Consider the following 22,586-nt stretch of genomic DNA (forward strand, 5'->3'; position numbering starts at 1 on the left):
ATCGGTATGCTGTTAGCTGAACGCTATCTGACTTTATATGACCGTTTTGGCGGTGGAAACTCGCATGGCGAACCTGTGGAGGCAACTCTGGAAGAGTTGGCAAATGCGCTATTCTGCACGTCAAGGAACGTGAAACTTGTGTTGAAGAAATTAGAGGAAGAGTGTCTCATAAATTGGCTGCCGGGCCGCGGTCGCGGTAATCGATCACACATAATTTTCAAGGTGCATAAAGAAAACTTCTTGCTCAATCTGGCTACGTCCAAAGCAGATGAAGGTGATTACCGCACATCGTTCGATGTGCTCAGCAGTTACGGTGAAGGAACAGAAGCCAAGATCAAGTTCATAGAATGGCTGAAAGGGAGATTCGGCTATCAGAAGGAAACGGTGAGAGGTCTTACCGAATGCGATACGCTTCGTTTTCCCGTCTACCGTAGCGTCCAAACGCTCGATCCTGCTAAAGTGAACTATGCCTTCGACTCACACATCATTCAGCAAATCTTTGATCGGCTCGTCACGTATGACGAGACAGTAGATCGGATAGTTCCTGGCATTGCTCATGCGTGGGACACAGATTCGCAGGCAACGGAATGGACTTTCCATTTGCGCAAAGGTGTCTTGTTCCATACAGGTCGTGAATTGACCTCTCAGGATGTAGTCTATACTTTCGAACGGCTTCGCTCTCCCAACATGCCAAACCGCTGGATGATGAGAAGCCTTTCGGTTGTGGAAGCTTTAGGACCGCGTACTGTGCGTTTTGTACTCTCGCAACCGAATCGGATTTTTGACCGTTTCTTATGCTCATCCGCTTCTTCCATCTTACCTCTGGATTTGAATGGACACAGTGAAGAAGACTATTGGCGACTACCGACGGGCACAGGACCTTTCCAACTGCTCTCTTTTTCTCCACATCGCATCGAATTGGCTGCCAATACCTCCTTTTATGCGGGAAGACCTTACTTAGATGACGTGGATATCATCATCATGCCGGAAGATTGCCAACAGGTGTCTACAATTGGCTTGCCTTCCGTGATGCAAACTCATGATGACGATGAATCGGAGCAGGAAGAGAATCCAGAAGAGAAATGGCAATCTCTCGTCCGGTTGTGCAACGGCTGCACGATGATGACATGGAACGGGAATAAAGAGGGATGGGCACAGAACGAGAACTTTCGCAAAGCCGTAAATCTCTTGCTCGATCCAGTGGCTATGCAAGCCGAACTAGGTGGAGAACGTGTGCTGCCTGCTTATTCTTTACGCCCTGAAGACAGCTTGCAATATGAGCGCAAAACTGCAACCGATCCGGAAATCTATCATGCACTGTCTCAATCCGGCTACGACGGGACCGAGCTTCGACTTGTCGTACACGAAAAGTATGAACGAGATGGAAGATGGATCGCAACGCGCATGACTAGCTTTGGCATTACTGTCGAGCTGTTTTTGGCGAATTGGACACAAATTGTAGATCCTAATATCATATCTAGCGCAGATCTTACTATTTCGGGGATCATTCTAGCCGAAGATGAAGTCTGCGAGATCGACATGTATGAACATGAGGAATGCATCTCCAGTACTTATCTGAATCCTTCACTCAAATGCTGGATTCTTGCCAAGATTGACTTGGCTCTTGGCTCAGACAGCGTTCAAGCTCGTAGAAGCCATATGCGCGATATCGAGACACGGCTCAGAGAAGAGTGCCATATCATTTTCCTGCATCATCGGCGGCTGAATACTTATATGCATCCTTCGGTTAGAGGCGCTTCATTCAACTCTAATGGCTGGATTGACTTTCAACAAATTTGGCTGGAAAAATGATCAAAAGATACTCCGCTTCAACTATCGCGTTAAACGCCCCACTGTTTTTTCATTAAAGTGAAGAGCTGCTTCAAAGCAGCTTCTTCGCTATCGTTCCTTGTTAGTTACCCACGCCTCTGTACCTGTACTTCCGCATAATAAAAAAATCACCTACCGACCCTTATCGTTACTTGAACGCTTCATCAAACGCGTTTTCCATGTGCTCGGCTTCCGCAGATACTGCGAAAAAAATATAGTTCCCTTTCGCTTTTAAGACATGCTTCTCAACGAGAAAATATTCATCCGGACGATAATCTTTAAATTTGACTTCTTGCGCTTCTATTCTTTTCAATATTTTCCCTTGGATGCTCTCCAGTTGATTTGCATCCTTCACTTTAATGATAGTCAGTTCATCGGCTTTCATATTGGTTACAGCTGTATAAAGAATAAAACTTTCTATATCCTCAGATTTGATTTGATACAGCTTATCCAGTTTATGAGCATCTTCTTCTTTCAAGTTATCCAGCTTGACGGCCTGTTTAATATATTTTCCCACTTCGCGGGCTGAAAGATTGCTCTCTCCTTCTTCCTTGCCAGAACATGCTGCCAAAGCACTGAAGACAAGGATATAGACGAATATCCCCATAAACCATTTTTGTTTGAATTTACCAAATTGCTTTATCATTAGATCCCCTCACTTATATTCTTAATCGATGGGTCTTCAAAAAACGTAGTTACATTATATAGAAGCAGCATGTCATTAATCTGATTGTCAAATATGAGCGTATTCAAACTCTTTTCATAAAATCTAAGGTCTACAACATAGATTTCACTAAAATGCGGTGCTAAAAAGGGAATGAAGCAGTTGGCATAAGAATCCTTGACAACGAGCAGCTTCCTGCCCCCAGGATTGCCCGTTGTTATATTTACGAGCGGATGATTTCCATTTAAAAAGACGGTATATTTATCTTTTTTGCGGATATTATCCATCTCGTAGAGAGAATCCGAATCCGTGTTTTGATGCCCATCGACATACTCAACTTTGTAAGCTGCCTTCTCCTTCGGTGTAAAAAGTTCGATGCTATCCGGATGTAAGTGTTTGAATCCGCTTTTGGAATAGAGCGAACCGTAGAAATCCTCCGTCACCTTCGCAATGTTGAAATACGCCTCTTCCTTAGGTGTAAAGCCCATTTGCTCACTCAACGCCAGATATCCATAATAAGCACCTCTTGAGGTCCAATGGTGATCTGTTCGGTAGAATATATACTCTTCTTTCTTGGAACTTAACGTAGGATATAGATTAAGAAATCCAATGTCCCCGCGGAGAGATTTTTTTACTTTATCGGTATACATCAATTCATCGTTGTCCGCGACATAATCAGGGAGCTTATTGTCCAATACGCGCACAGCCGTTGGCACGAGCATCACAAATTTTCGTAGTGCAGGTGTGGCTTTGTCGAAGGAATTGATCGCCCTTACCTTTTCTTTCAAGTCCTCCGCTGCAGGCGGACTAAATTTCTGGATCAGGAATCCGTCCTTACTCAAGTAAACTCCGTTGCTTTCCTTTTTCCCGAGGACCCGATCCGCATCTGATTTCACTCCAATCCATAAATCTCTTGCCATGAATTGGTCAGATATGTACTTCTCATAATTAGAAGTGAATTTCCCAGAGACAAGGCTTTGAAATGAGAATACCGGCAGCTGCTCCAAGTTCCGATTCTCCGAATCTGAAAATATGTTATTCGACTTGAATAAATTGAGCACAAGTATAAATGTTATAAACAACAAGAGTAATAGGGCCATCAAGTAATTATTTAATTTATCATACCTATGCAGAAAATCACCTCATTCTAAGGGCAACCGCAGCAGCCATACGATTAAAATCTAAAATATAAGAACGGGTTGTAGGTTTCATTGACCAAGTACGCTGTTGAAAGAATCAATAAACTGAAATAAACCGCCTGAGCCACGATAACACCTGACATGTTCAACTTGCCTTTGAGGTAATGAAAAGCTCTTATGGGAAGCGGTGTTGCGCAAATGGCCAAAACCATCAACAATACGATATTCGTCGATAAATAATACAAAGCCTGGCGATTCACAAATTCATGCGCGCCGAAACCAAACATCGTTCCAATGAATTCCATCGCTACAGAAAGCTGTTCGAATTCAAAGAGCACCCATCCGACAATCACGATCGTCATTGTATAGAGATGTCCTACAAAGTTAGGTCTATGCGTAAGCCATTTTAGTAAAAACAGCTTTTCAATCTTTACAAATAAACCAAAGTATAAGCCCCATAGAACGAAATTCCAGCTTGCCCCGTGCCATAAACCGGTCAGCAGCCATACTACGAACAGATTTCGGAAATGCTGCCGCTTCCCTGCTCGATTACCCCCAAGCGGGATGTAGACATACTCACGAAACCAGGTGCCCAGTGAGATGTGCCATCTGCGCCAGAACTCCGTTACGCTTTTGGATATATAGGGATAATTGAAGTTCTCCATGAAAGTAAACCCGAACATCTTACCCAGCCCCCGTGCCATATCTGAATATCCACTAAAGTCAAAATATATTTGGAAGGTAAAGGCCAAGATGCCGAGCCATGCTGAAAGTACCGTAAGATCGTCCATCGGCGTTGCTTTCACACTCGTCCAAAGCAGTCCAATATTATTAGCAAGCAGTACTTTTTTGGCAAGCCCTCTAATGAATAATTCAGCACCTTCCCCAAACTGATTCAAAGTCACTTTCCTTTCATTCAACTGCTTGGAAATATCGCCATATTTCACGATCGGACCCGCAACAAGCTGTGGGAACATCGTGACATAGGAACCAAAAGAGATCATATTCTTCTGTGCAGGTATTTTATCCCGATAGACATCTACAATGTAAGACATCGTCTGAAAGGTATAAAAGGATATTCCTATTGGAAGCGGAAGAGCTGTTACATGAATATTCAAGTGGAATAGTTGATTGATATTATCTACGACAAACCCATAGTATTTGAAGAAACAAAGTATCCCTATGCTAACGACCAAGGAATTGATCAATATCGCTTGAGCAATCCGCATATGACTTCTATACTTCTCAATCAGCAAACCGTTCATAAAGTCGAAACCCGTAGAAAAGATCATGATGAGTATATATAGCGGTTCACCCCATGCATAGAACACCAAGCTTACGACGAGCAGGATAAAGTTCCGAAGAACATTAGGTGAGACGTAGTAAACAAGAAGCGTCAGAGGCAGAAACAAGAAAAGAAAGATAAGACTACTAAATACCACCGTTCTACTACCTCCTAACAAAACGCCTATTTCACTTGATCTTTCAAAAAGTCTAATAAACACGTGTAATATTCTGCTTTGAAATGGATGCCATCCTTATCGTGCAAGTTTTGATTCGATTGAAATATCGGAGATAAATCAATGAATTTCACTTGTTTCTTTGCAGCTAGTTCCTGCAGTCCCTTATTATAATCATTGATAGTTGTATAACGAGGTTCTACTTTCTCTGCCTCCGCTGTAACCGGTGTTACCGAAACTATCATAATGTTGGCATTTGGCAGCTTCCCTTTGATTCTATCGATCAATATCGCGTATTGCGTCAGCGCAAATTCCTTGGGATTGTCAGTCGGCCATAAGATATCATCAGACCCCAAATGAATAAATACATTTTTCGGGTTTTTGCTTGCCAGAACATCAACGTCATCCCCCTCCAAGACGATAAAAGCCGTTGCACCGGCTTTCCCCATCACATTCGCGTCAGCCAGAATCCCGTGGAAGGACAGTCCTTCGGTGATCGAATCTCCCATAAATACACTTGTTTTAAAAATGGATTTATACGATTTATCCTCTGTCGTGGCATTTGCAGATTGTTGGTCATTGGCCCCAGAGGCCTGTTCGCCTTTTTGATTTCCGCAGGCTGCGAGGGATATAGTGATAATACCGATAAGCAGCATGACAATATACTTTTTAAACATTTCAAATCTTCCTCTCTTTTTTAAGTTGTTGTGCTTCCTCTTATAAGCGTTATCTTAATTGAGGCAGATGAAGTTAAAGCCAAGTAGAAATAAAGATGAGATGAAGTTTATGCAAAAAAACCACCTTCCAAGACGATGTTAAAAACACGTCGCGAAAAGTGGTTAATAAGTGCCTAGGCTTTTTTGATCAAATAGAAGAAAAACAAAACCCCGTCTTCTGTGTTCGCCGCGCCGTATGGCGCACCATGTAATTCCAAAATATTTTTGGAAATAGCAAGACCTAATCCGGTTCCGCCTTGTATGCGGTGGCGTGACGTATCTCCACGATAGAAGCGGTCCCATACTTTATCTAGCTGATATGCGGGAATGTGAGCCCCCTTGTTTTCAATACACACCTTAACTTGATCTTGTTCTTCAGTGATTGAAATGAAAATGTGTTCTTGTTTTGGTGTATAGCGTATCGCATTGGTTAGAAAATTGGTAAGAACTTGCTCGATTCGATGTTGATTTGCCATGACTTCAACGTTTGCAAGCTCGATATGCACATGAAGTTGTTTACTGCTGAATTCCACAGATAATTTTTCACAAATTTCCTCAATGAGCTTATCGATGCTAAATGGATCCATCTTCAATGTATACGTGCCTGATTCAAACTTGGCCAACTCAAGCATATCTACAATCAACAGATCCATTTTATCCACTTCTTTGTCCATCGCTTCGAAATAATGATCTTTTTTATGTGCAGCAACGCCATCTTTCAGAATCGAGATACAACTTTTCATAACACTAAGGGGCGTCTTTAGCTCGTGAGATACCCCTGAAATAAATTCCCTTCGTGTGCGTTCTAATTGCTTTTCTTTCTCAATGTCCTTCTGCAACTGTTCGATATAGGAATGCAGAGTTTGGGAAAGCGAATTGATACTTTGAGACAAGTCACCAATTTCATCATCGGATCGAATTTCAATTGTTTCCGAAAAATCTAAGCTTGCAATCCTTTTAGTCATCTTATTGATTTGCAGCAAGGGTTTCGCAATCTTTCTAGAATAGTACAAAGCAGCAAGAATAATGAGAAACATAACTATAGCAATCAAGTACACATAATAATCTTGGAGCATCTGTACGGCTTCATCAACAGGTTGCAGCGAGGCTATCGAAAAAATATAACTAAATGTACCATCTTCTTCTTTAATCGGGTCAATGAACAGCTTGTATTTCACTTCGTTTTGCGTAAAATCAAGAATTTGCAAGGAATCATAGCTGTATTTCGGATCATCGAATAGTAAAGCAGCTTGAAAATCCTTCAATTTGTCCATATACAAGCTATTGGTATAAATAAAACTTGAGGATTCACTTCCATTTGGGAATTGAACTTTGGTAATTATACCGTGAAGTAATATCTCGGGAGATATGGATTTAACTGTGTTTGAATTTTCATTTTCCGATTGAAGCCAGTATATCTTTTTGGAAATTTTCTCATTCTCCCAATACATATTGGTTTCTTCTCCCACCAATTGTACAAGATAAGGAATTAACGTCAGGTCCTTCTTATATGCTGAAATAGAAACACGTGCTTTGGTGGTCAAAAGGAGTTTCGCTGAACTTGGAACGCTCGTTATAACCTCATTAATGTTCATCAAATGGTAGAGCGGAATGGTCATCGTCTTACCAGATAACTCCTTGTTCGATTTAATTGCATCCATCTTGACTTCCACATAGAAATCATTCACATTTTTTAAATTCCCTAGGCTATCTAATGTCGTAATCCATGTAGTATTTTGCCTATAAAAATCCTGCTCCAGCTTTTGAATTGCAAGTACATTCCCGCCACTTTTTAAATAATCATCTTTAAAAGATTGGATATTGGCTTTAAGGTCATTCACTTTTCTGTTAGCATAGTATTCCTTGAAAAAAATCGTTTGCCCAAGATAAATCGTAGCTAATATAAATAAACATAACAGGGTGGTTAGCGTAAATAATTTAGATACAATGCTCATTCTCATGCATTACCCTCGAACTTATAGCCTGTCCTGACAATTGTAGTAATTAGTTTGGATTTATTCCCAAGCTTACTTCTTAGGTTACGGATATGGGTGTTGACTGTGCGATCATCTCCCTCGTATTCATAACCCCAAATTTTCGTGATGATCTGATCTCTTGAAATCACATTGCCTTTGTTTTGCATGAGATAGGCTAAGATCTGGAACTCCGTATATGTCAGATAGACCTGCTCCCCCTCAATGGTTAGCGTACGGGAAGGGAAGTGCATCCGAATCCCAAAAGCAGTTAAGGTATCACTATTTGACTGCGATAAAGAAGCATCCGATAGTCGCTTTTCCCGATTCCTGCTATCAATCAATCTTCTGGCTCTAGCTAATAAGACAGCTGGCCGATATGGTTTAGTTACATAATCATCTGCACCTAACTCAAATCCGAGCAAAGTATCATCTTCATCTACTCGCGCCGTCAACATAATGATTGGAACATTGGATGACTTCCGGATTCGTCTACATACAGACCACCCATCCAATTCAGGCAGCATGACATCAAGAATAATCAAATGAATTTCATGCTTTTGAAATAACGTTAATGCCTCTTTCCCATCTACTGCTTCTAATACCTGATACCCTTCATTCAGAAAATAATCTTTAATGATTTCACGCAAAATATCTTCGTCTTCTACGATCAAAATTGTTTTTTGCATCTAATTGCTCCTACGATCTTTTTGGATAACTTCTTATAATTTTACCTGCTGAAAGGTTTTTCATAAATTATTTATATCATAGCCAAATAAAGTTGGTGTAAAGATAATTTGGGCTAGTTCTAATGATCTTCACTTTTGCCTTTCCAGATTCGCTTCTGCTGCCAGAAGTAGAGTATAGTAACGAGAGAGCGAAGCTTGCCATAGGCCAAACAACGATTCTGCTGTTCCCGGATGAGGCGTTTGAGAAATTTACAGGTTCAAAAATCGCAGATACTTCCCATAGCGCAGAAGTAATATTTTCCATTGGCGCTGACAGCAGAGAAGAAGTAGATGCCTTTATTCAAAAAGTAGAGTTTGCCGGAGGAAGCATCTTTGACAAGCCGAGTGAAACTGACGGCTGGATGTACGGCGCAGGATTTGCCGACCTGGACGGTCACCGCTGGAACCTGCTGTACATGGATTCGAGCAAAATGCCGAAACGCTAATTGGGCAACGCCCGTGTCACTGCTCCCGTCGTTCGTCAGATTGTTCCATTACCACGCCGACCACGCTCCTCTCCATGGTTCATAAATAAACCCAGCGCATTAACGCGCTGGGTTTATCAACATTATTTTTTGGCAGCTTGCGAACGGTCATAGGCTGATTTGTACACGCCAACGACCTTGTCAACGCCAATTTTTTTCAATTCATCCACGTACGTGTTCCACTCGCCCAAATCGCGCTGTCCCGTAATAAATTTGGCAAGCGCTTGGTCGCGCGTTTTTTGCAGCGTCTGACCGACAGTCGACACAACTTCCAACTCTTGCTGGGTCAACGCCGGACGAGGCTGCTGCTTGCTGTCATAGTTGACCGCTTGCTTATAAGCATCCTGCAGTTCTGGAGATGACAAGGATAAATGCGCGTCGTAATCGAACCACGTGTACGTGCCGTCTGTGGAAAGGCCAGTTTTCTTGCGCATATCGGACACGTCAGCGTAGTTGCTGGTAAATTTCTTTTTACCGTTATCGTCGCTGTACGTTTCGCCTGGCTTACCCCAACTCACCAGATCTAGCCCTTCCTTCGTATAGAAGAAATCCATATAGTGCATGATGTCTTTAATATTTTTGGAAGTCGATGTGAGCATGATACCATTTTCCAAAAATTGCGTGTAAGCATTCTTTTGCAGTCCCCCCGGCCAGCCAGCTGGAGTCGGCATAAACAGCAAGTTATAGGACGGATTTTGCTTACGCATCGGCAAGTTATAGAAATCCACACGGCTAATATAGTCCGCTGTCACAAACGAACGTTCCGTAGACATCAAATCCTGCCATTGCTTCGTATCGATCGTCAGAAAATCAGGCGGAATCAAGCCCTCTTTATAAAATTTGTTCAAATATGTGATCATTTTCTTGAAATTTTCTTCGATCGGACCATAGCGCCATTCTTTTTTATCAAAGTCAAAATAAACATCGTTCGCGCCGTCATCACTGCCGGTACCGAACGCCGGGGCAAAGTTGCGCAGGTAGATCAGCCCTTGCCGCCAAGACAGCGGATAACTGTCCGGGTAAGCCCGCTTCAACGTTTTCAGCACCGTGTACAGCTCATCCCAGTTCGTCGGCGCCGTCAGCCCGTTCTTCTTGAATACGTCTTCACGGTACATCCAGTTCATCCGGTTCGTCTCTCCGATCCCATGGTTCGGAAATACGTACATTTTGCCGTCGGATGATATGGCATTTTGTGTATCCGTCGGGAATTGTTCCATCCATTTTTTCAAATTCGGCATGTCATTCATGTAATCGAGAATGTTGACAAGCGCGCCTTGCTGCCCGAACTTATCGGCTGTTTTCTTGCTTTGCGTGTAGAGCATATCCGGCATATTCCCTGAAGCGACGGTCAAATTCAAAGCATTGTCCAGCTGCGCATCAGGCGGAACCTGCACGTTCAACGTGACCCCTGTTTTCTCCTTAATGTATTTCCAGACCGGCCAATCCTTGTTGTACGGCCAGCTCGCGTTCGAATAATCGAGAAAGGTGAACGTATGCTCTTTAATAGGAGCAGCGGAGGCTTTATCGGCAGGTGCGGCCGAGCCGCCTGCCGGCGTGGGGCTTTCCCCTGATTGGCTGGAGCAGCCTGAAACAACAGCTACGGTCAGCGCTGCGGTTAGCGCCCAATTGAGAGTCTTTTTCATAGCGATCAATCTCCCTTTTCACTGGTTTAGTGGACTAGCCTTTTACTGATCCGATTAAAGCTCCCTTAACAAAATACTTCTGCAAAAACGGATACACCAAAAGAATAGGAACCGTTGACACGATAATGGTGGCATACTTCAGCGGCTCATCGAGCACCTGGTTGTCACCGACGTTGCTGCCGCCGTTCAAGACCATTTGCGACGCCATGACAATGTTGCGAAGCACAACCTGCAGCGGATACAGCTGGTCGTTGCGCAAATATAACAGCGCTGAATAGAAGTTGTTCCAAATGCCGACGGCATAGAAAAGACCGATCGTAGCCAGCGAAGCGGCGGATAGCGGCAGCACGATGCGGGCGAAGATGCCGATGTCGGTAAGCCCGTCCAGCTTCCCTGATTCTTCCAGTTCCTTGGGAAGCCCCAGAAAGAACGTCCGCATAATGATGAGGTTCCACGTGCTGATGACAGACGGGATAATCATTGACCAGAACGTGTCCACTAGCCCGAGGCTTTTTACCACGAGAAAAGTAGGAATCATCCCGCCGTTGAAAAACATCGTGAACACGATCATCAGCGTCAGCGGCTTGTGGAATACCATCTCTTTTTTCGACAAGGCATAAGCGCCGGCAGCCGTAATGAGCAGGGATAGCGGAGCACCGATCACGACGTACAAGATCGTATTGCGGTAGGAAGTCCAAATGCGGTCATCATGCAGGACCACGGAATAAGCGTTTACATTCAGTCCTTTGGGCAGCAAGCTGATTTCGTTCTTAATGACATATACATCGCTGCTGAGCGACACTGAAATCATGTACAAAAAAGGATAGAGGGTGGCAACAGCGATGCCCAGCAGGAATAAGCTGATGAGAATACGGGATAGCGACCATTTACGCTTCAACTGGCATCCTCCTTTACCATAAACTCGTTTCGCTGAACTTACGTCCGGCAAAATTTGCCGCATAAATAAAGATCAAGCTGATAACTCCTGTAAATAAATCTACGGCGGTACCATAACTATAATTGCCCAGCGTAAGCCCCATGCGGTATACAAATGTACTGAAAATATCACCGGCATCATACGTGGCTGGATTCATCAAAAGATAAACTTTCTCGAAGCCGATATCGATAATATGGCCGATATTCAAAATCAGCATAATGACCATCGCCGGCATAATGCCCGGAATTGTCACGTTCCAGAGCTGCTTCCAACGGGTCGCACCATCGATGGCCGCCGCCTCATACAGCTGCGGGTCGATGGCTGTCAACGCCGCTAAAAAAATGATCGAGCCCCAGCCCGCATGCTGCCAAATGTCAGCGAGCACGTAAATCGGCCGAAACCATTGCGGCTGCACGAGCAGATTCACCGGCTGCCAGCCGAGCATCTTCACGAAGTGTGCCACGATCCCCGTCGTGGGAGACAGGAACATGACGACCATCCCGATGACGACGACGTTGGAAATAAAATGCGGCACATAGCTGACCGTTTGGACAAAACGTTTGAAAAACAAGTTCTTGACTTCATTGAGGCATAACGCAAGGATGACGGGGACAGGGAAGCCAAATAGAACAGTGGAAACGCCGAGCAGGAACGTATTGCGGAAGAGCTTCAGAAAATCCGGACTTTCGAAAAACATTTTGTAATATTTGAGACCGATCCACGGACTGGCCCACACGCCTTTGAACAAGTTGTAATCCTTGAAGGAGATAATTAGGCCGAACATCGGCAAGTATTTAAACAACACATAATAGATCAAACATGGCAGAAATAAAATCAGCAAGTACTTGCTGCGGTTCAGCCGTTTGAGAAAGAGAGTCCGCTTGTTGGACGGCACGCTAATTGGCGGTGCATCAGGCTTGACTTCAATGGCAGGATTAACCGGCTCCATGCGCATCCCCTCTTTCGTCTGGCACCTCCCCATAGGAGTCCGTATTGACATACAACGTACATGCTGGGTGACGGCGCAAAATGGTGTTAGGGCAAGTGCGCAAATCTTGCGACACTTCATTGGTGATGATGCCTAAGTGAAAACAGCTCATAACTGCACCGTCAATCCCGTTTCCCGGCTCTCATTAGCAGCCTCCAAGAAGCGAATGATTTCCAGCGTCTCACTTGCCGCAACATCAGGCTCGCCGGTTGCAAACATCTGCATCACCTGTTCCAGCAGGCTGGCATAATACGGCTTGGCAACTGCGGCTGTGTTGACGAACTGCGTGCCTTTCTCGCGATGGACGAGCCCGCCGAACGTCTTATTTCCCCGGCGGTTGCCGCGAATCGTGCCCACCCGTCCGTCCGCCCATATTCCGACGACTTGATCGTGATCGGCGTTCGTCGTCGTCCGCACAGATTGGCAGCCCGCGCCCATCGTGCGGAACAGCATCTCCGCCGTATGGATGCCGTACCAATAAAAGCCCGGCTGCGTTGGTTGAATTTCGAGCGGCCCGTAATAATCCGCGCCTATAACTACGCCCTGCTCAGCATCCTGCAGTGCTGCGGTCAATGCCCCCGCATAGCGCAGCGCCGAGCAGCTCATCATCGGGAAGCCGTACTCCCGGCTTAGTGCTGCCATGGCCCGTGCATCCTCCGAGTTCACCGCAAACGGCTTATCGACGAACACCGGCTTGCGGTAGGCTGCGATGGCTTGCAGCTGCTGCAAGTGCAGACGGCCGTCTACCGACAACAGCAGCACCGCATCGCAGCGCTCGGCCACTTCAGCCGGGGAATCCATGATGCTCACACCGTAGTTGTCCGCCAGCTCTTGGCGAAAGCCGGGCAGTCGCGACCAGCTGAGCTCAAAGTCCGGCGAGCCCCCAGGATAGGCGGCGACAATGCGCCCTCCTGGCACGTGATATTCTTGTGTATGATCATTCAGTAGCTTCGCAAAAGCGGAGACATGCGACGTATCCAGCCCAATCATGCCGATTTTTAACGTAGATTCCACCTTGAGCACTTCCTTCCGTTAGTTCAAATGGATTTCTTTGTCTGTCCGCGTCGATTCGTAAATCCCCTGAATCAGGTCCACCGACTTTCTTGCTTCTTCACCGTTCACCAACGACGCCCTGTTTTCCTTCACGGTTTTTAAAATATCGTCTACAACAATGTAATGACTATCCGATGGCACATTCGGCGGCTGTGAGCGCTATCAGCTTATCCATCAACATATGGCTTCCCGCTTCGGCACAATCCAGCATCGTTCTCCCCCCTAATCAGCTTCAGTGGTCTGCCATACCCTGATTGTATGCTCCTCACCAGCCTGCTGCCTATCCCCGCTATTTCATCTGGCTCACCTAATTTCGGAAAACCGTAAAACAGTGAAGAATTCGTAAAAGTGGTGATTAACTCTGGAAGCCGCTGCATGTTCAAAGCTGGCGTTCTCAGTTATAATTTATTTGTAAACACGGATTGGCTAATTGCAGGAAGGAGGGAACCCGTCCATGATGCTCTCTAATCTCAAGCTTCGGGCAACTGTGAATTCCTTGTTCATCCGGTTGTTCGCCAGCTTTCTCATCGTCGTCGTTATCCTTGTTTCCTTTAATTTCTTCTCCTTGACGTTCTCCAAGAACAAAGTCCGGGACGAAGTCATTAATTACAACACTTTGAACTTGAAGTCGACAACAGACAATTATGAGAAAGAATTCGAGCTGATTAAGAACCAACTTATCAATTTTTATTTCAATGAGAACGTGCAGCTCTTGTACTTCGGCGGGAACTCCATCAACTATGACATTGCCGCCAAGACGATGCAGGACATCCGGCAAATTACGGTGAATCCCCTGCTGTTTTTGGATAACTTAATCCTTTATTACCGAAAGCCCTCGCTTGTGCTGGACAAAAACTCCATGACCGCAGACAGCACGTTTTTCAATAAATTTTACTCCAGCAAAGATTATCCGCTTGCCTTCTGGCAGTCGCAATTCCAAAGTCAAACGAATTTTCGCGTCTATGCGCCATCCAATTTTTACGACATTCCATTTGCCAATGATTACAATTCCCTAGGTCAAGCTTTTCCTGTCGTCGTGAAGAACACCTGGACCCAGGACTTCTATATGGCTGCTTTTCTCGATATACGCAAAATGTTTCAAGCTTACCACTTGTCCATTAATGACAATTTCTTCATTCTGGATGCGGATGGCAAGCAATTGTTCACCTCTTCCACGGATGCCAATCTCGGCGCGCCCCCGGCCTACGACTCGGCCAAAGCATATACGAAAAAAGATAACTATTATTACTTTTATCGCAAAGGGTCTGTTTCTGGTCTCATTTATGTCAACGTCGTGCCTGATGCCTTCATTGCCTCTCAAGTGAAATTAAACGTCTCGCTCGTGTCGCTGCTCATTATTTCCTTGGGCATCAGCATCGTGGCGTCACTGCTCTTCAGTTTCGGCTTTCATCAACCGATTCGGCGCATGGTCGCTTCTTCTAAACAAGCGAATTCGTCGGTCCCGGTTCACAGCCGCATTAGCGAGTTCAACCAGCTTGGCAGCCAGATTAACCGTATCCACGAGGATTTGAACAGTAAAAATTCTCAGCTGCAAAGCTTCGCTTATATGAGCAAAGTGAAGAAAATACGCAGCAATCTGGAGATGGAATTCGTCGACAGACCTTATGTCATCGTACTTTTTGAATTAACGTATATGAAGCGCGGTCAAGACTATAAACGAATTGAGCAAAATTGGTCCTACTATATGAGGCAATTCATCGAGCTCGAATTCAAAAAGCATTATTCCGAATCCCTGACATTTCAGATTGAATCGAGCCGGATTCTGAGCGTTATCTTCATGGAAGAAAGCGATTATTCCGCTTTAAAGCAATTGTTAAGTCAGATGAAGCACATCTTCGACTTTGATAAAGAAGAAGTATACGTTACGATGTCGATCAGCCCTTTCTACACGAGTGCAGCGCAGATGACCGAAGCTTATGATGAAGCGCTTAAACTCAGCAAAAATCGCCGTCTCAACAAAGAGACGCAAATTATCGACGGCATGGAGGCGCCAGGGTTAGTATCTATGTTCCTGACGCCGCGGCAGGAACATGAGTTCGTTGTCAATTTGCAGGCCGGCAATGAAGCCGAAACGCTTCAGATCGTAAACCGCTTCCTCGCCCAGCTGTACAAAAAAGCAGCGACATCGCAGCAATTCTACCATTTTGGCGATGAAATTATTCATAAGACGCTGAAAATTTTAACCGCCATCCAGGCGGACTACAGTCACTTAGGGGACCAGGCCGTGCTGCGCGAACAGATTTTCGACTGCCATTCGTATGAGCAGCTAGCCGCCTACTTGGAGAAGTTTCTGACCGCTGCGGTGGATTTGATTCACCGGAAAAAGGATGAACGTGATCCGATTACGGCCTTTGTTTTTGAGCATTTGGAGAAAAATTATAGCGGAGATATTACGTTGGAACTCGTTGCTGATTTGCTCAACATTTCGAGCGGCTATTTATCGACGTATTTCAAAGATAAAGCCGGTGTCAATTTCATCGACTACCTGAACGATCTGCGGATCCGCAAGGCCAAGGAGATGCTGCTCGAACCAGGCTCGCTCATCCAAGACGTCGCGCGCAAGGCGGGGTACCAGAATATGAACTCGTTCAATCGGATGTTCAAAAAGTTCTCCGGCATCACGCCGAGCGAGTTCCGGAAGCAGGCGCTGCCATAGGAGCGCTTGCGCTGGTGGCAGAACGCCCAATGAGAAAACCTCTATCGAGGCCATTCAAAGATGAGCGACCGCGTTTAGAGGTAGGTTTTATCGCCAAATAGAAAGACGTTTTCGGGAACCGAAAACTTATACTTTCTATTGTGGTAAGAAAAACAAAAAATCCGCTTTTGCGGATTTTTTTGTTCATTATCCGTAACCCGCGTTAGAGGGCTAGTCTATAAAATCCAAATGTTTCATTCGGTTTATGACAGATAATACTTCATTAATTCTTGGTAATTCAAGCCATCTTTCAAAACCAGGAAAAAAGGAAGAAAATACAATATCCACGCCTTCTCTCTCCATATCTTCGAGAGCTTTTTTGATCTTTTCATGAAGAAAGATGAGGCGATCCTGATTACTTATAGCGATTTTTCGAATTAAAAAGGCAATAGCTGCAAGCTGGGCGTGTGATGTGATATTGTAAAGCCCTCTGATATCAATTTGTTCATCGCCTATCATCATGTATCCCATGGTTGAAACCATCAGCTTTTCTGTACCACTGCCCTGTGGATAGCTCGAAAAGTGATCGGCGGTTATGTTTCTTTCTATCTCCCATTTTGTATGGGGGATACGTTCGCGTGGTTTGTCGTGTTCACATAATTTTTTTGCTTCCTGGGTTACGTTTTTTGGCACAAAATTGTCCATCAGGATGATTTGATCCGCAACGGATAAAAATTCACCGCTACCTCCAATAACAAGAACGGAAGATACGTGAGCAGCCTCATAAAGCTCTCTGACACGTTCCGAAAAAGGTGTAATGGGTTCATGCTTGATTAATGAACGCATTTTGATGTCTTGTATCATAAAATTCGTCGCACTTCTGTCTTCATCAATAAGAAGAAGCTTACACCCGACGTTGATTGCCTCCATAATATTTGCGGCTTGAGATGTCGAACCTGAGGCGTAGTCAGTCGAAAACTGTTCAGCCGAACTATTGGGTATCCATTTGATGAAAGGCGTAATATTAATATTTTTTATGGAACGGCCTTCCTCAGCAGATATTTCCATTGCACTTTGATCTGTAATCACAAATTCTCGTCCGTCGCCTATGCTGTGATTGTAAATCCCCGAATTTAGTGCATCCAGCAATGTGCTTTTACCCGAATAACCACCGCCGGTGATGACCGTCACACCATGCTTTATTCCCATTCCTCGCAAACCACAAATTTCAACTTCAACATCTTCTGGGGATGTAAAAGGCAAGGCACCTTCCAGTGGCCCGCTGTTGTCTTTATTTCTTGGCAAAATGCTGCCATTCGCAATAAACGCACTATAATCATTGGATTTCAGCCATTCGCGAATCCTATTTTGTTTTTCAACCAATTCATAGGCAGCATTTAATTTGTTGAGATCAGAATTGCCAATTAACTCCTCCACTTCTTTTGGAAGCATTTTGCAGAGCATGCGCATAGCTTTATCATTATTCTTGAATGGAAGTTGAACGGTAATCATTAAGCATAGATACCATTTATCCGAGATGACTTCGACAAAGGATGCATTACGTTGCAACACCACGTTGGTTGGACGAAAACAATAAAAAGCACCATTTTCTTTATCAGAACGTGACCGGTTATAGATCAATTTATTTAATGCCTCAATATGAGGAACCCATTCTCTTAATGCAAAATCGGAGAGAACAACTTGATCCCTATTTTCATCTAAGCCGAGACGTTCAAAAGGTATTTTTATGGTGATACATGGTTTATCGAGTGTGAGTTTATGTGTCCGTTCAATGTGATAGGCCACATCATTATTCCAATAGGTTGGGTCAGATATTGTCCCCCCTTGATCATAGTATGAACCTTCGTAAATACTACTGTAAGATGACTGTCCGGATTGTAATGAGCGAAAATATTGAGCGAGTCTTTTAATAAAGCATCATCCTTTCATATTTGAAAAGCGGTAATTGTTGCCTTGACCAACCTTTTGTCCTAAAAAAATGACAGCCACTCCGTGAGTGGCTGTCATAGACGAGCAAGAAAGCTTAAACATTCCTTCTGCCTAAAAATAAAAGCCCTGAGAGTGAATCTTACCCTCAGAGCCTGGTGTAATCGAAAAAAAATAACTAAAAAGCGGCATGAGGATAAGACGTATATTTTGTTGTTTTCATTGTCCTCACCTCGTTACGATTTATTTTTGCAACAACACAATAATAACATTAAGATCATCCGCAATATAGGGAAAGATTAATTATAATTAACTCAAACAAGGACTCCTTCGTTTCAATCAACCTTGTTTACTCTAATTTCCGTCGTATGATCCTTGACATCCGATTGCAGCTCCACGATGTAGATTCCGGTACTGGAGGCTTTGAATGGAGTCGTTCCCGCCAGCTTCTCGTCCACTAGCACTTCTTTGCCATCAGGTCCGAACACCGTCATTTTTCTTTTTGCAACAGTTGGGATAGCAGGATCAGAACTAGATGTGAAATGATCTTCAAATCGTGCTTTCGCGGGGTCATACTTTTGCTTTATCAATTGTTCGTCTGTTATGAACGTATAGTCCTTCCCCTCCTCCAGCCTCAATTGATAGAAGATCCCTGCGTTTGAGTTTTTCTTATAATCGGTCTTCCATTCTCTTCTCACCCATTCGATTGCATAAGCATTATCGACGGAGCTCCCATCCATTACGTTAAACGATACGATCGTACTCGCAGGGGCCACTAACCTTATCACACATGCCCTTTAATTTAACAAATTTTCCATCTAAGTTGTCTGTTTTGCCCCCTCATCAACAAAATCGCTAGAGATAAAAAGAGACTATCGAAATCGTCCTCTCCAATAATCGCTCCCATATATTCAATTCGTCAAAAAAAGTATCAGGAATACGCTTTGATATCCGAAAATCATCCTGTAACTTTTGCTGAATCTCAGCTATAATCGGTCCATCATAAATTGAGCATACTGATTCATTATTAAGATAAAAGGTGCGAGTATCAAAATTAGGGGTACCCGTCATCACAAACTTTCCATCAATGCTCAAAACCTTTCCATGAAAAAAACCGTTCTGATATAAATAAATTTCCGCCCCATGTTTCAAGAGTTCTCTTAAGTACGGGTATGCAGCTTGTTTTATCAAGAAATTACTATTAAGCGGAACTAAAATTTTTATAGAAACTCCTCGTTTTCTTGCCTCAAGCAGTTCATCCTCCATTTGCTTTCCTGGAATAAAATAAGGTGAGGCAATCACTATCGAATTACTTGCCTTCCTTATCCAGTCTTGATATCGCTCCGCCAATCCTTTTCCGTCCGTAAATAGATACTCATAACGCGTATTTCCATTTTTGAGGAAGCCAGTATGAACTGGAAAACTGTCACCAGTGTTACTTTTCCAATCAAGTAAAAATTGTCTTTCCATTTCTTGGGCGCCGTCACCACTGATACGAAAGTGATAATCCTCCCAATGGCCCAAGCGCTTATCTTGATTTAAATGTTCCTTTCCCATGTTAAAACCGCCAATATATGTGGTCGTCCCGTCAATCACAATAATCCGACGATGATTCCGATTTTGTAAAGTATAGAAGAGATGAGGAAACTTAGGCTTTCCGCTAAACGTAAATTGCACCCCAGCCTTTCGTAATCTTTGCCGCATCGATTTCTTAAACAGAAAGCTTCCCATTCGATCTGTCGATAACTTAACTTCAACTCCTTGTTTTGCCTTATCCTCCAATAAACCAAGGAATTTATTACTAATTTCATCGTTTCGGATGATAAAAAAATGTATATAAATGTACTCTTTCGATTTTTGAATATCGGAAAAGAGCGAATCATATAAATCTTGTCCCTCATTATACATCTGAAAATCGGCATAGTGGAAAGGACTTTGTTTGGCCACAGAAGCTTCTTTTACACCTTTTTCAATGTCTAGATAAACCCATCCTATGAGTAAAAATAGTAACAAAGGTACAAATAATACCTTTTTCACATAATATTCTCCTTTTTTGTAATTACTATTATCCGGGAATGGCATTTTTATGCCCAATTTGTCCAAAAAAATAACAGCCACTGCGTAAGTGGCTGTCATAGACCGGCAAGAAAGCTTAAACGTACCCTGAAATAGGTAAAAGATATCCCACGTCCGTCATTTTAACCGAGCATGATTAGTAAATCGTTGGGACCATTCCACCGTCCATACGGATCGGAGAACCTTTGAATGGTGCTGCATATGGGCTGCATACAAATGTCGCAAGTCTGCCGATTTCGCTCGGTCTGATGAAACGCTGCAATTCAGATTGCGGGAGATTGGCGGTCATGAAGGTTTTTTCTTTTTCCTCAAAGGTCATGTTTTCGTCCTGAAAGACGCTTTCGATGATTTGTTGTACATTCTCCGAAAGTGTTGGTCCAGGCATAATCGTATTGACTGTTACCTCCGTCCCCACTGTCAATTTGGACAGACTCTTTGATAAAGAGAGAAGCATGGACTTGGTTACGGCATATTGCGGCATTTGTCCGGAAGGCATCACCGCTTCTTCGCTCGCAATAAAGATGATCCGGCCAAAGCCGTTGTTCAACATGCTGGGCAAATAGAACTTGGAAAGCCCGTTTGCAGCAAGTACGTTGGTCTGAATGTATTTATCCCACACGGCGTCGTCTACGTCATCATAGGACAAGATCTCATAAATCCCAGTGTTGTTGACCAAAATATCAACATGCGGGAACTTTTCAAACAAGGCTTCCCTCTCAGCGACATTTACGGTATCGGCTGCCGCATTTTGCGGAGAAGTATTCGGATACGCAGACTTGATTTCGCTGACTACGCGTTTTACCTCTTCGTGATTTCGTCCATTTATAAGGACGTTGACACCTTCTTTGGCCAACTCAATGGCAATTGCTTTGCCGATTCCTTTCGTTGAACCTGTTACCAACGCCGTTTTGTTATTTAATCCCATATCCATGATGCATTGCTCCCTTTTCTGTTCTTCAATCAATGAATATTCAATCTATCCGAAAGCGTATCTTCTACGTTAACTTGTGCCTCCGCATGTTCGCTTCGCCACTTGGCAGGCGTATCGCCTTCCCAAGCGCGAAATGCGCGGTAAAACGAATTCTGGTCTTCATATCCGATAAGGAATGCCACTTCCTTGATATCGAGCGATAAATCTGCCAAATACAGAAGTGCCTGTTCATGCCTTGCTTGTGTGAGCAGATGGTTGAAACTTGTGCTCTCTTCGGTAAGTCGGCGCTGCAACGTACGGTCGCTCATCCCCAATTCCTTGGCGACCGTCTGTACATCGGGACGTCCACCGCTGAAGCTGCGCTTCATAATCCATTTGACCATGTCCGAAACGGAACAATTGCCTTGATGTTCTAGCAGCGTGCGGTCCAGTGCAGGGGTCAGAATCTCAAGCAGCTCTTCATTATAGGTAAGAAATGGACGATCCAGATCTCTCCGATGTAGCGTCAATCGATTGCGATCGGCATTCGTTCGGATATGGCACCCAAAGTAAGATTCAAGAACTTGTACATCTCCCATTGGTTGGGAAAATTCTACAGTTCTGGCCGCCAGATACTGACCTGTGCCCCGCCGTCCTAATTCAAGCAGGAATGCCAGTGTGATACCAACCAGCAATGGTGGACAAGATTGATCGGTAATGAGCCATTCCAAATCGATGGTACATTCCTCGCCATCTTCAATCATCCTCAAGGTATCGGGAGGACAGAGCTGTTTATATCGGACCATACGTTGCAAAGCATCGCGATAATCACGGGCGTGATAGGTTGCCAATATAGTTGGTGGGTATTTCGTTACATCATAAATGGTTGCAAGTTTAATCATCCCTTGGGCGATGTCACCGGCCAAGTCGGAATACGCCTGCCAGATTGCATAATATTGGGCGGTGTTAACAGCCGGTTCGGAAATAATTGTGAGCGGCAATCCGGCTTTGCGAGCTACATCATGCGAGGCGATACCCAATTGGCGCAGTCCTTCCCAAAAACCCGGCGGCATTTTGATTCGATCAAAGGAATGGGTTTTCATTCTTTGACACCTCCTTCTGGTAACTGATACATCCGCTCGCTGACTTACAGATATTATGATACTCTTAACGTTCCGACATGTAACTAGCATAAGGTGCCAACAAACTTGCATATTGCGCCAATTCGCAGTGAAGCTGAACTGAATTATGAAACTAGCTGTCAGAAATAAACGTACATCCGCATGAAAAATGCGACACCTCCCGGTAAATTCGGGTTAGGTGTCGCATTTACTAAGAGCCTCTGATTGAGAATGCTGTCAAGCACGGCCTCCTTAGCCAA

At 44.1% G+C, this 22,586-nt stretch carries 18 protein-coding genes; 3 read left to right on the plus strand and 15 right to left on the minus strand.

Annotated features, from left to right (window positions below):
• Nucleotides 1–6 precede the first annotated feature (6 nt).
• Entirely contained in the window at nt 7–1,812 is a 1,806-nt protein-coding gene (locus tag HQN90_RS07295) for an SgrR family transcriptional regulator (protein WP_173217136.1), read from the plus strand.
• A 166-nt stretch (nt 1,813–1,978) separates the two neighbouring features.
• Here HQN90_RS07295 and HQN90_RS07300 read toward each other — a convergent pair whose 3' ends face one another.
• From HQN90_RS07300 to HQN90_RS07325, 6 genes are all read right to left on the minus strand, one after another.
• Nucleotides 1,979–2,476, minus strand: coding sequence for a DUF4358 domain-containing protein (locus HQN90_RS07300; protein ID WP_173217137.1), 498 nt, complete (start codon nt 2,474–2,476; stop codon nt 1,979–1,981).
• Nucleotides 2,476–3,627, minus strand: a complete 1,152-nt coding sequence (locus HQN90_RS07305) for a DHHW family protein (protein ID WP_173217422.1) — start codon at nt 3,625–3,627, stop codon at nt 2,476–2,478. The genes HQN90_RS07300 and HQN90_RS07305 overlap by 1 nt, the downstream gene beginning before the upstream one ends.
• A 41-nt stretch (nt 3,628–3,668) precedes the next feature.
• Nucleotides 3,669–5,075, minus strand: a complete 1,407-nt coding sequence (locus HQN90_RS07310) for an MBOAT family protein (RefSeq protein WP_173217138.1) — start codon at nt 5,073–5,075, stop codon at nt 3,669–3,671.
• Nucleotides 5,076–5,101: 26 nt separating this feature from the next.
• Complete coding sequence (locus HQN90_RS07315; RefSeq protein ID WP_173217139.1) at nt 5,102–5,770, minus strand: GDSL-type esterase/lipase family protein; 669 nt, start codon at nt 5,768–5,770, stop codon at nt 5,102–5,104.
• A gap of 173 nt (nt 5,771–5,943) precedes the next feature.
• The gene (locus tag HQN90_RS07320; RefSeq protein WP_173217140.1) at nt 5,944–7,770 is read right to left on the minus strand and encodes a sensor histidine kinase; all 1,827 of its coding nucleotides are present in this window, start codon (nt 7,768–7,770) and stop codon (nt 5,944–5,946) included.
• A complete protein-coding gene (locus HQN90_RS07325) occupies nt 7,767–8,471 on the minus strand; it encodes a response regulator transcription factor (RefSeq protein WP_173217141.1) in 705 nt (234 codons plus the stop codon). The genes HQN90_RS07320 and HQN90_RS07325 overlap by 4 nt, the downstream gene beginning before the upstream one ends.
• 122 nt (nt 8,472–8,593) lie before the next feature.
• On the opposite strand from HQN90_RS07325, the gene HQN90_RS07330 reads away from it, so the two are divergent.
• Complete coding sequence (locus HQN90_RS07330; RefSeq protein ID WP_216855242.1) at nt 8,594–8,956, plus strand: VOC family protein; 363 nt, start codon at nt 8,594–8,596, stop codon at nt 8,954–8,956.
• A 122-nt stretch (nt 8,957–9,078) separates the two neighbouring features.
• Here HQN90_RS07330 and HQN90_RS07335 read toward each other — a convergent pair whose 3' ends face one another.
• The 4 genes from HQN90_RS07335 to HQN90_RS07350 all read right to left on the minus strand — a co-directional run bounded on the left by HQN90_RS07335 (nt 9,079) and on the right by HQN90_RS07350 (nt 13,577).
• Nucleotides 9,079–10,638, minus strand: a complete 1,560-nt coding sequence (locus tag HQN90_RS07335; RefSeq protein WP_173217142.1) for an extracellular solute-binding protein — start codon at nt 10,636–10,638, stop codon at nt 9,079–9,081.
• 34 nt (nt 10,639–10,672) lie between these two features.
• Entirely contained in the window at nt 10,673–11,536 is an 864-nt protein-coding gene (locus HQN90_RS07340) for a carbohydrate ABC transporter permease (RefSeq protein WP_173217143.1), read from the minus strand.
• 13 nt (nt 11,537–11,549) lie between these two features.
• Entirely contained in the window at nt 11,550–12,524 is a 975-nt protein-coding gene (locus HQN90_RS07345) for an ABC transporter permease (protein ID WP_173217144.1), read from the minus strand.
• A 147-nt stretch (nt 12,525–12,671) separates the two neighbouring features.
• On the minus strand, nt 12,672–13,577 hold the full coding sequence (locus HQN90_RS07350) for a Gfo/Idh/MocA family protein (protein ID WP_338042289.1): 906 nt from the start codon (nt 13,575–13,577) through the stop codon (nt 12,672–12,674).
• A gap of 493 nt (nt 13,578–14,070) precedes the next feature.
• On the opposite strand from HQN90_RS07350, the gene HQN90_RS07355 reads away from it, so the two are divergent.
• The gene (locus tag HQN90_RS07355) at nt 14,071–16,293 is read left to right on the plus strand and encodes a helix-turn-helix domain-containing protein (RefSeq protein WP_173217145.1); all 2,223 of its coding nucleotides are present in this window, start codon (nt 14,071–14,073) and stop codon (nt 16,291–16,293) included.
• 210 nt (nt 16,294–16,503) lie between these two features.
• Here HQN90_RS07355 and HQN90_RS07360 read toward each other — a convergent pair whose 3' ends face one another.
• The 5 genes from HQN90_RS07360 to HQN90_RS07380 all read right to left on the minus strand — a co-directional run bounded on the left by HQN90_RS07360 (nt 16,504) and on the right by HQN90_RS07380 (nt 22,308).
• On the minus strand, nt 16,504–18,078 hold the full coding sequence (locus tag HQN90_RS07360; RefSeq protein WP_173217146.1) for a P-loop domain-containing protein: 1,575 nt from the start codon (nt 18,076–18,078) through the stop codon (nt 16,504–16,506).
• Between the two features lie 476 nt (nt 18,079–18,554).
• On the minus strand, nt 18,555–19,007 hold the full coding sequence (locus HQN90_RS07365) for a hypothetical protein (RefSeq protein ID WP_173217147.1): 453 nt from the start codon (nt 19,005–19,007) through the stop codon (nt 18,555–18,557).
• A 67-nt stretch (nt 19,008–19,074) separates the two neighbouring features.
• Nucleotides 19,075–20,256 carry a phospholipase D-like domain-containing protein gene (locus HQN90_RS07370; RefSeq protein ID WP_338042290.1) on the minus strand — a complete coding sequence of 394 codons (1,182 nt, stop codon included), beginning with the start codon at nt 20,254–20,256 and terminating at the stop codon, nt 19,075–19,077.
• A 175-nt stretch (nt 20,257–20,431) separates the two neighbouring features.
• Nucleotides 20,432–21,226: an SDR family NAD(P)-dependent oxidoreductase gene (locus HQN90_RS07375; protein WP_173217148.1), complete on the minus strand. Its 795-nt coding sequence runs from the start codon at nt 21,224–21,226 to the stop codon at nt 20,432–20,434.
• Between the two features lie 29 nt (nt 21,227–21,255).
• Nucleotides 21,256–22,308 carry an AraC family transcriptional regulator gene (locus HQN90_RS07380; protein ID WP_173217149.1) on the minus strand — a complete coding sequence of 351 codons (1,053 nt, stop codon included), beginning with the start codon at nt 22,306–22,308 and terminating at the stop codon, nt 21,256–21,258.
• Nucleotides 22,309–22,586 lie beyond the last annotated feature (278 nt).

This window comes from Paenibacillus alba (assembly GCF_013204855.1).
Lineage (GTDB): Bacteria > Bacillota > Bacilli > Paenibacillales > NBRC-103111 > Paenibacillus_E > Paenibacillus_E alba.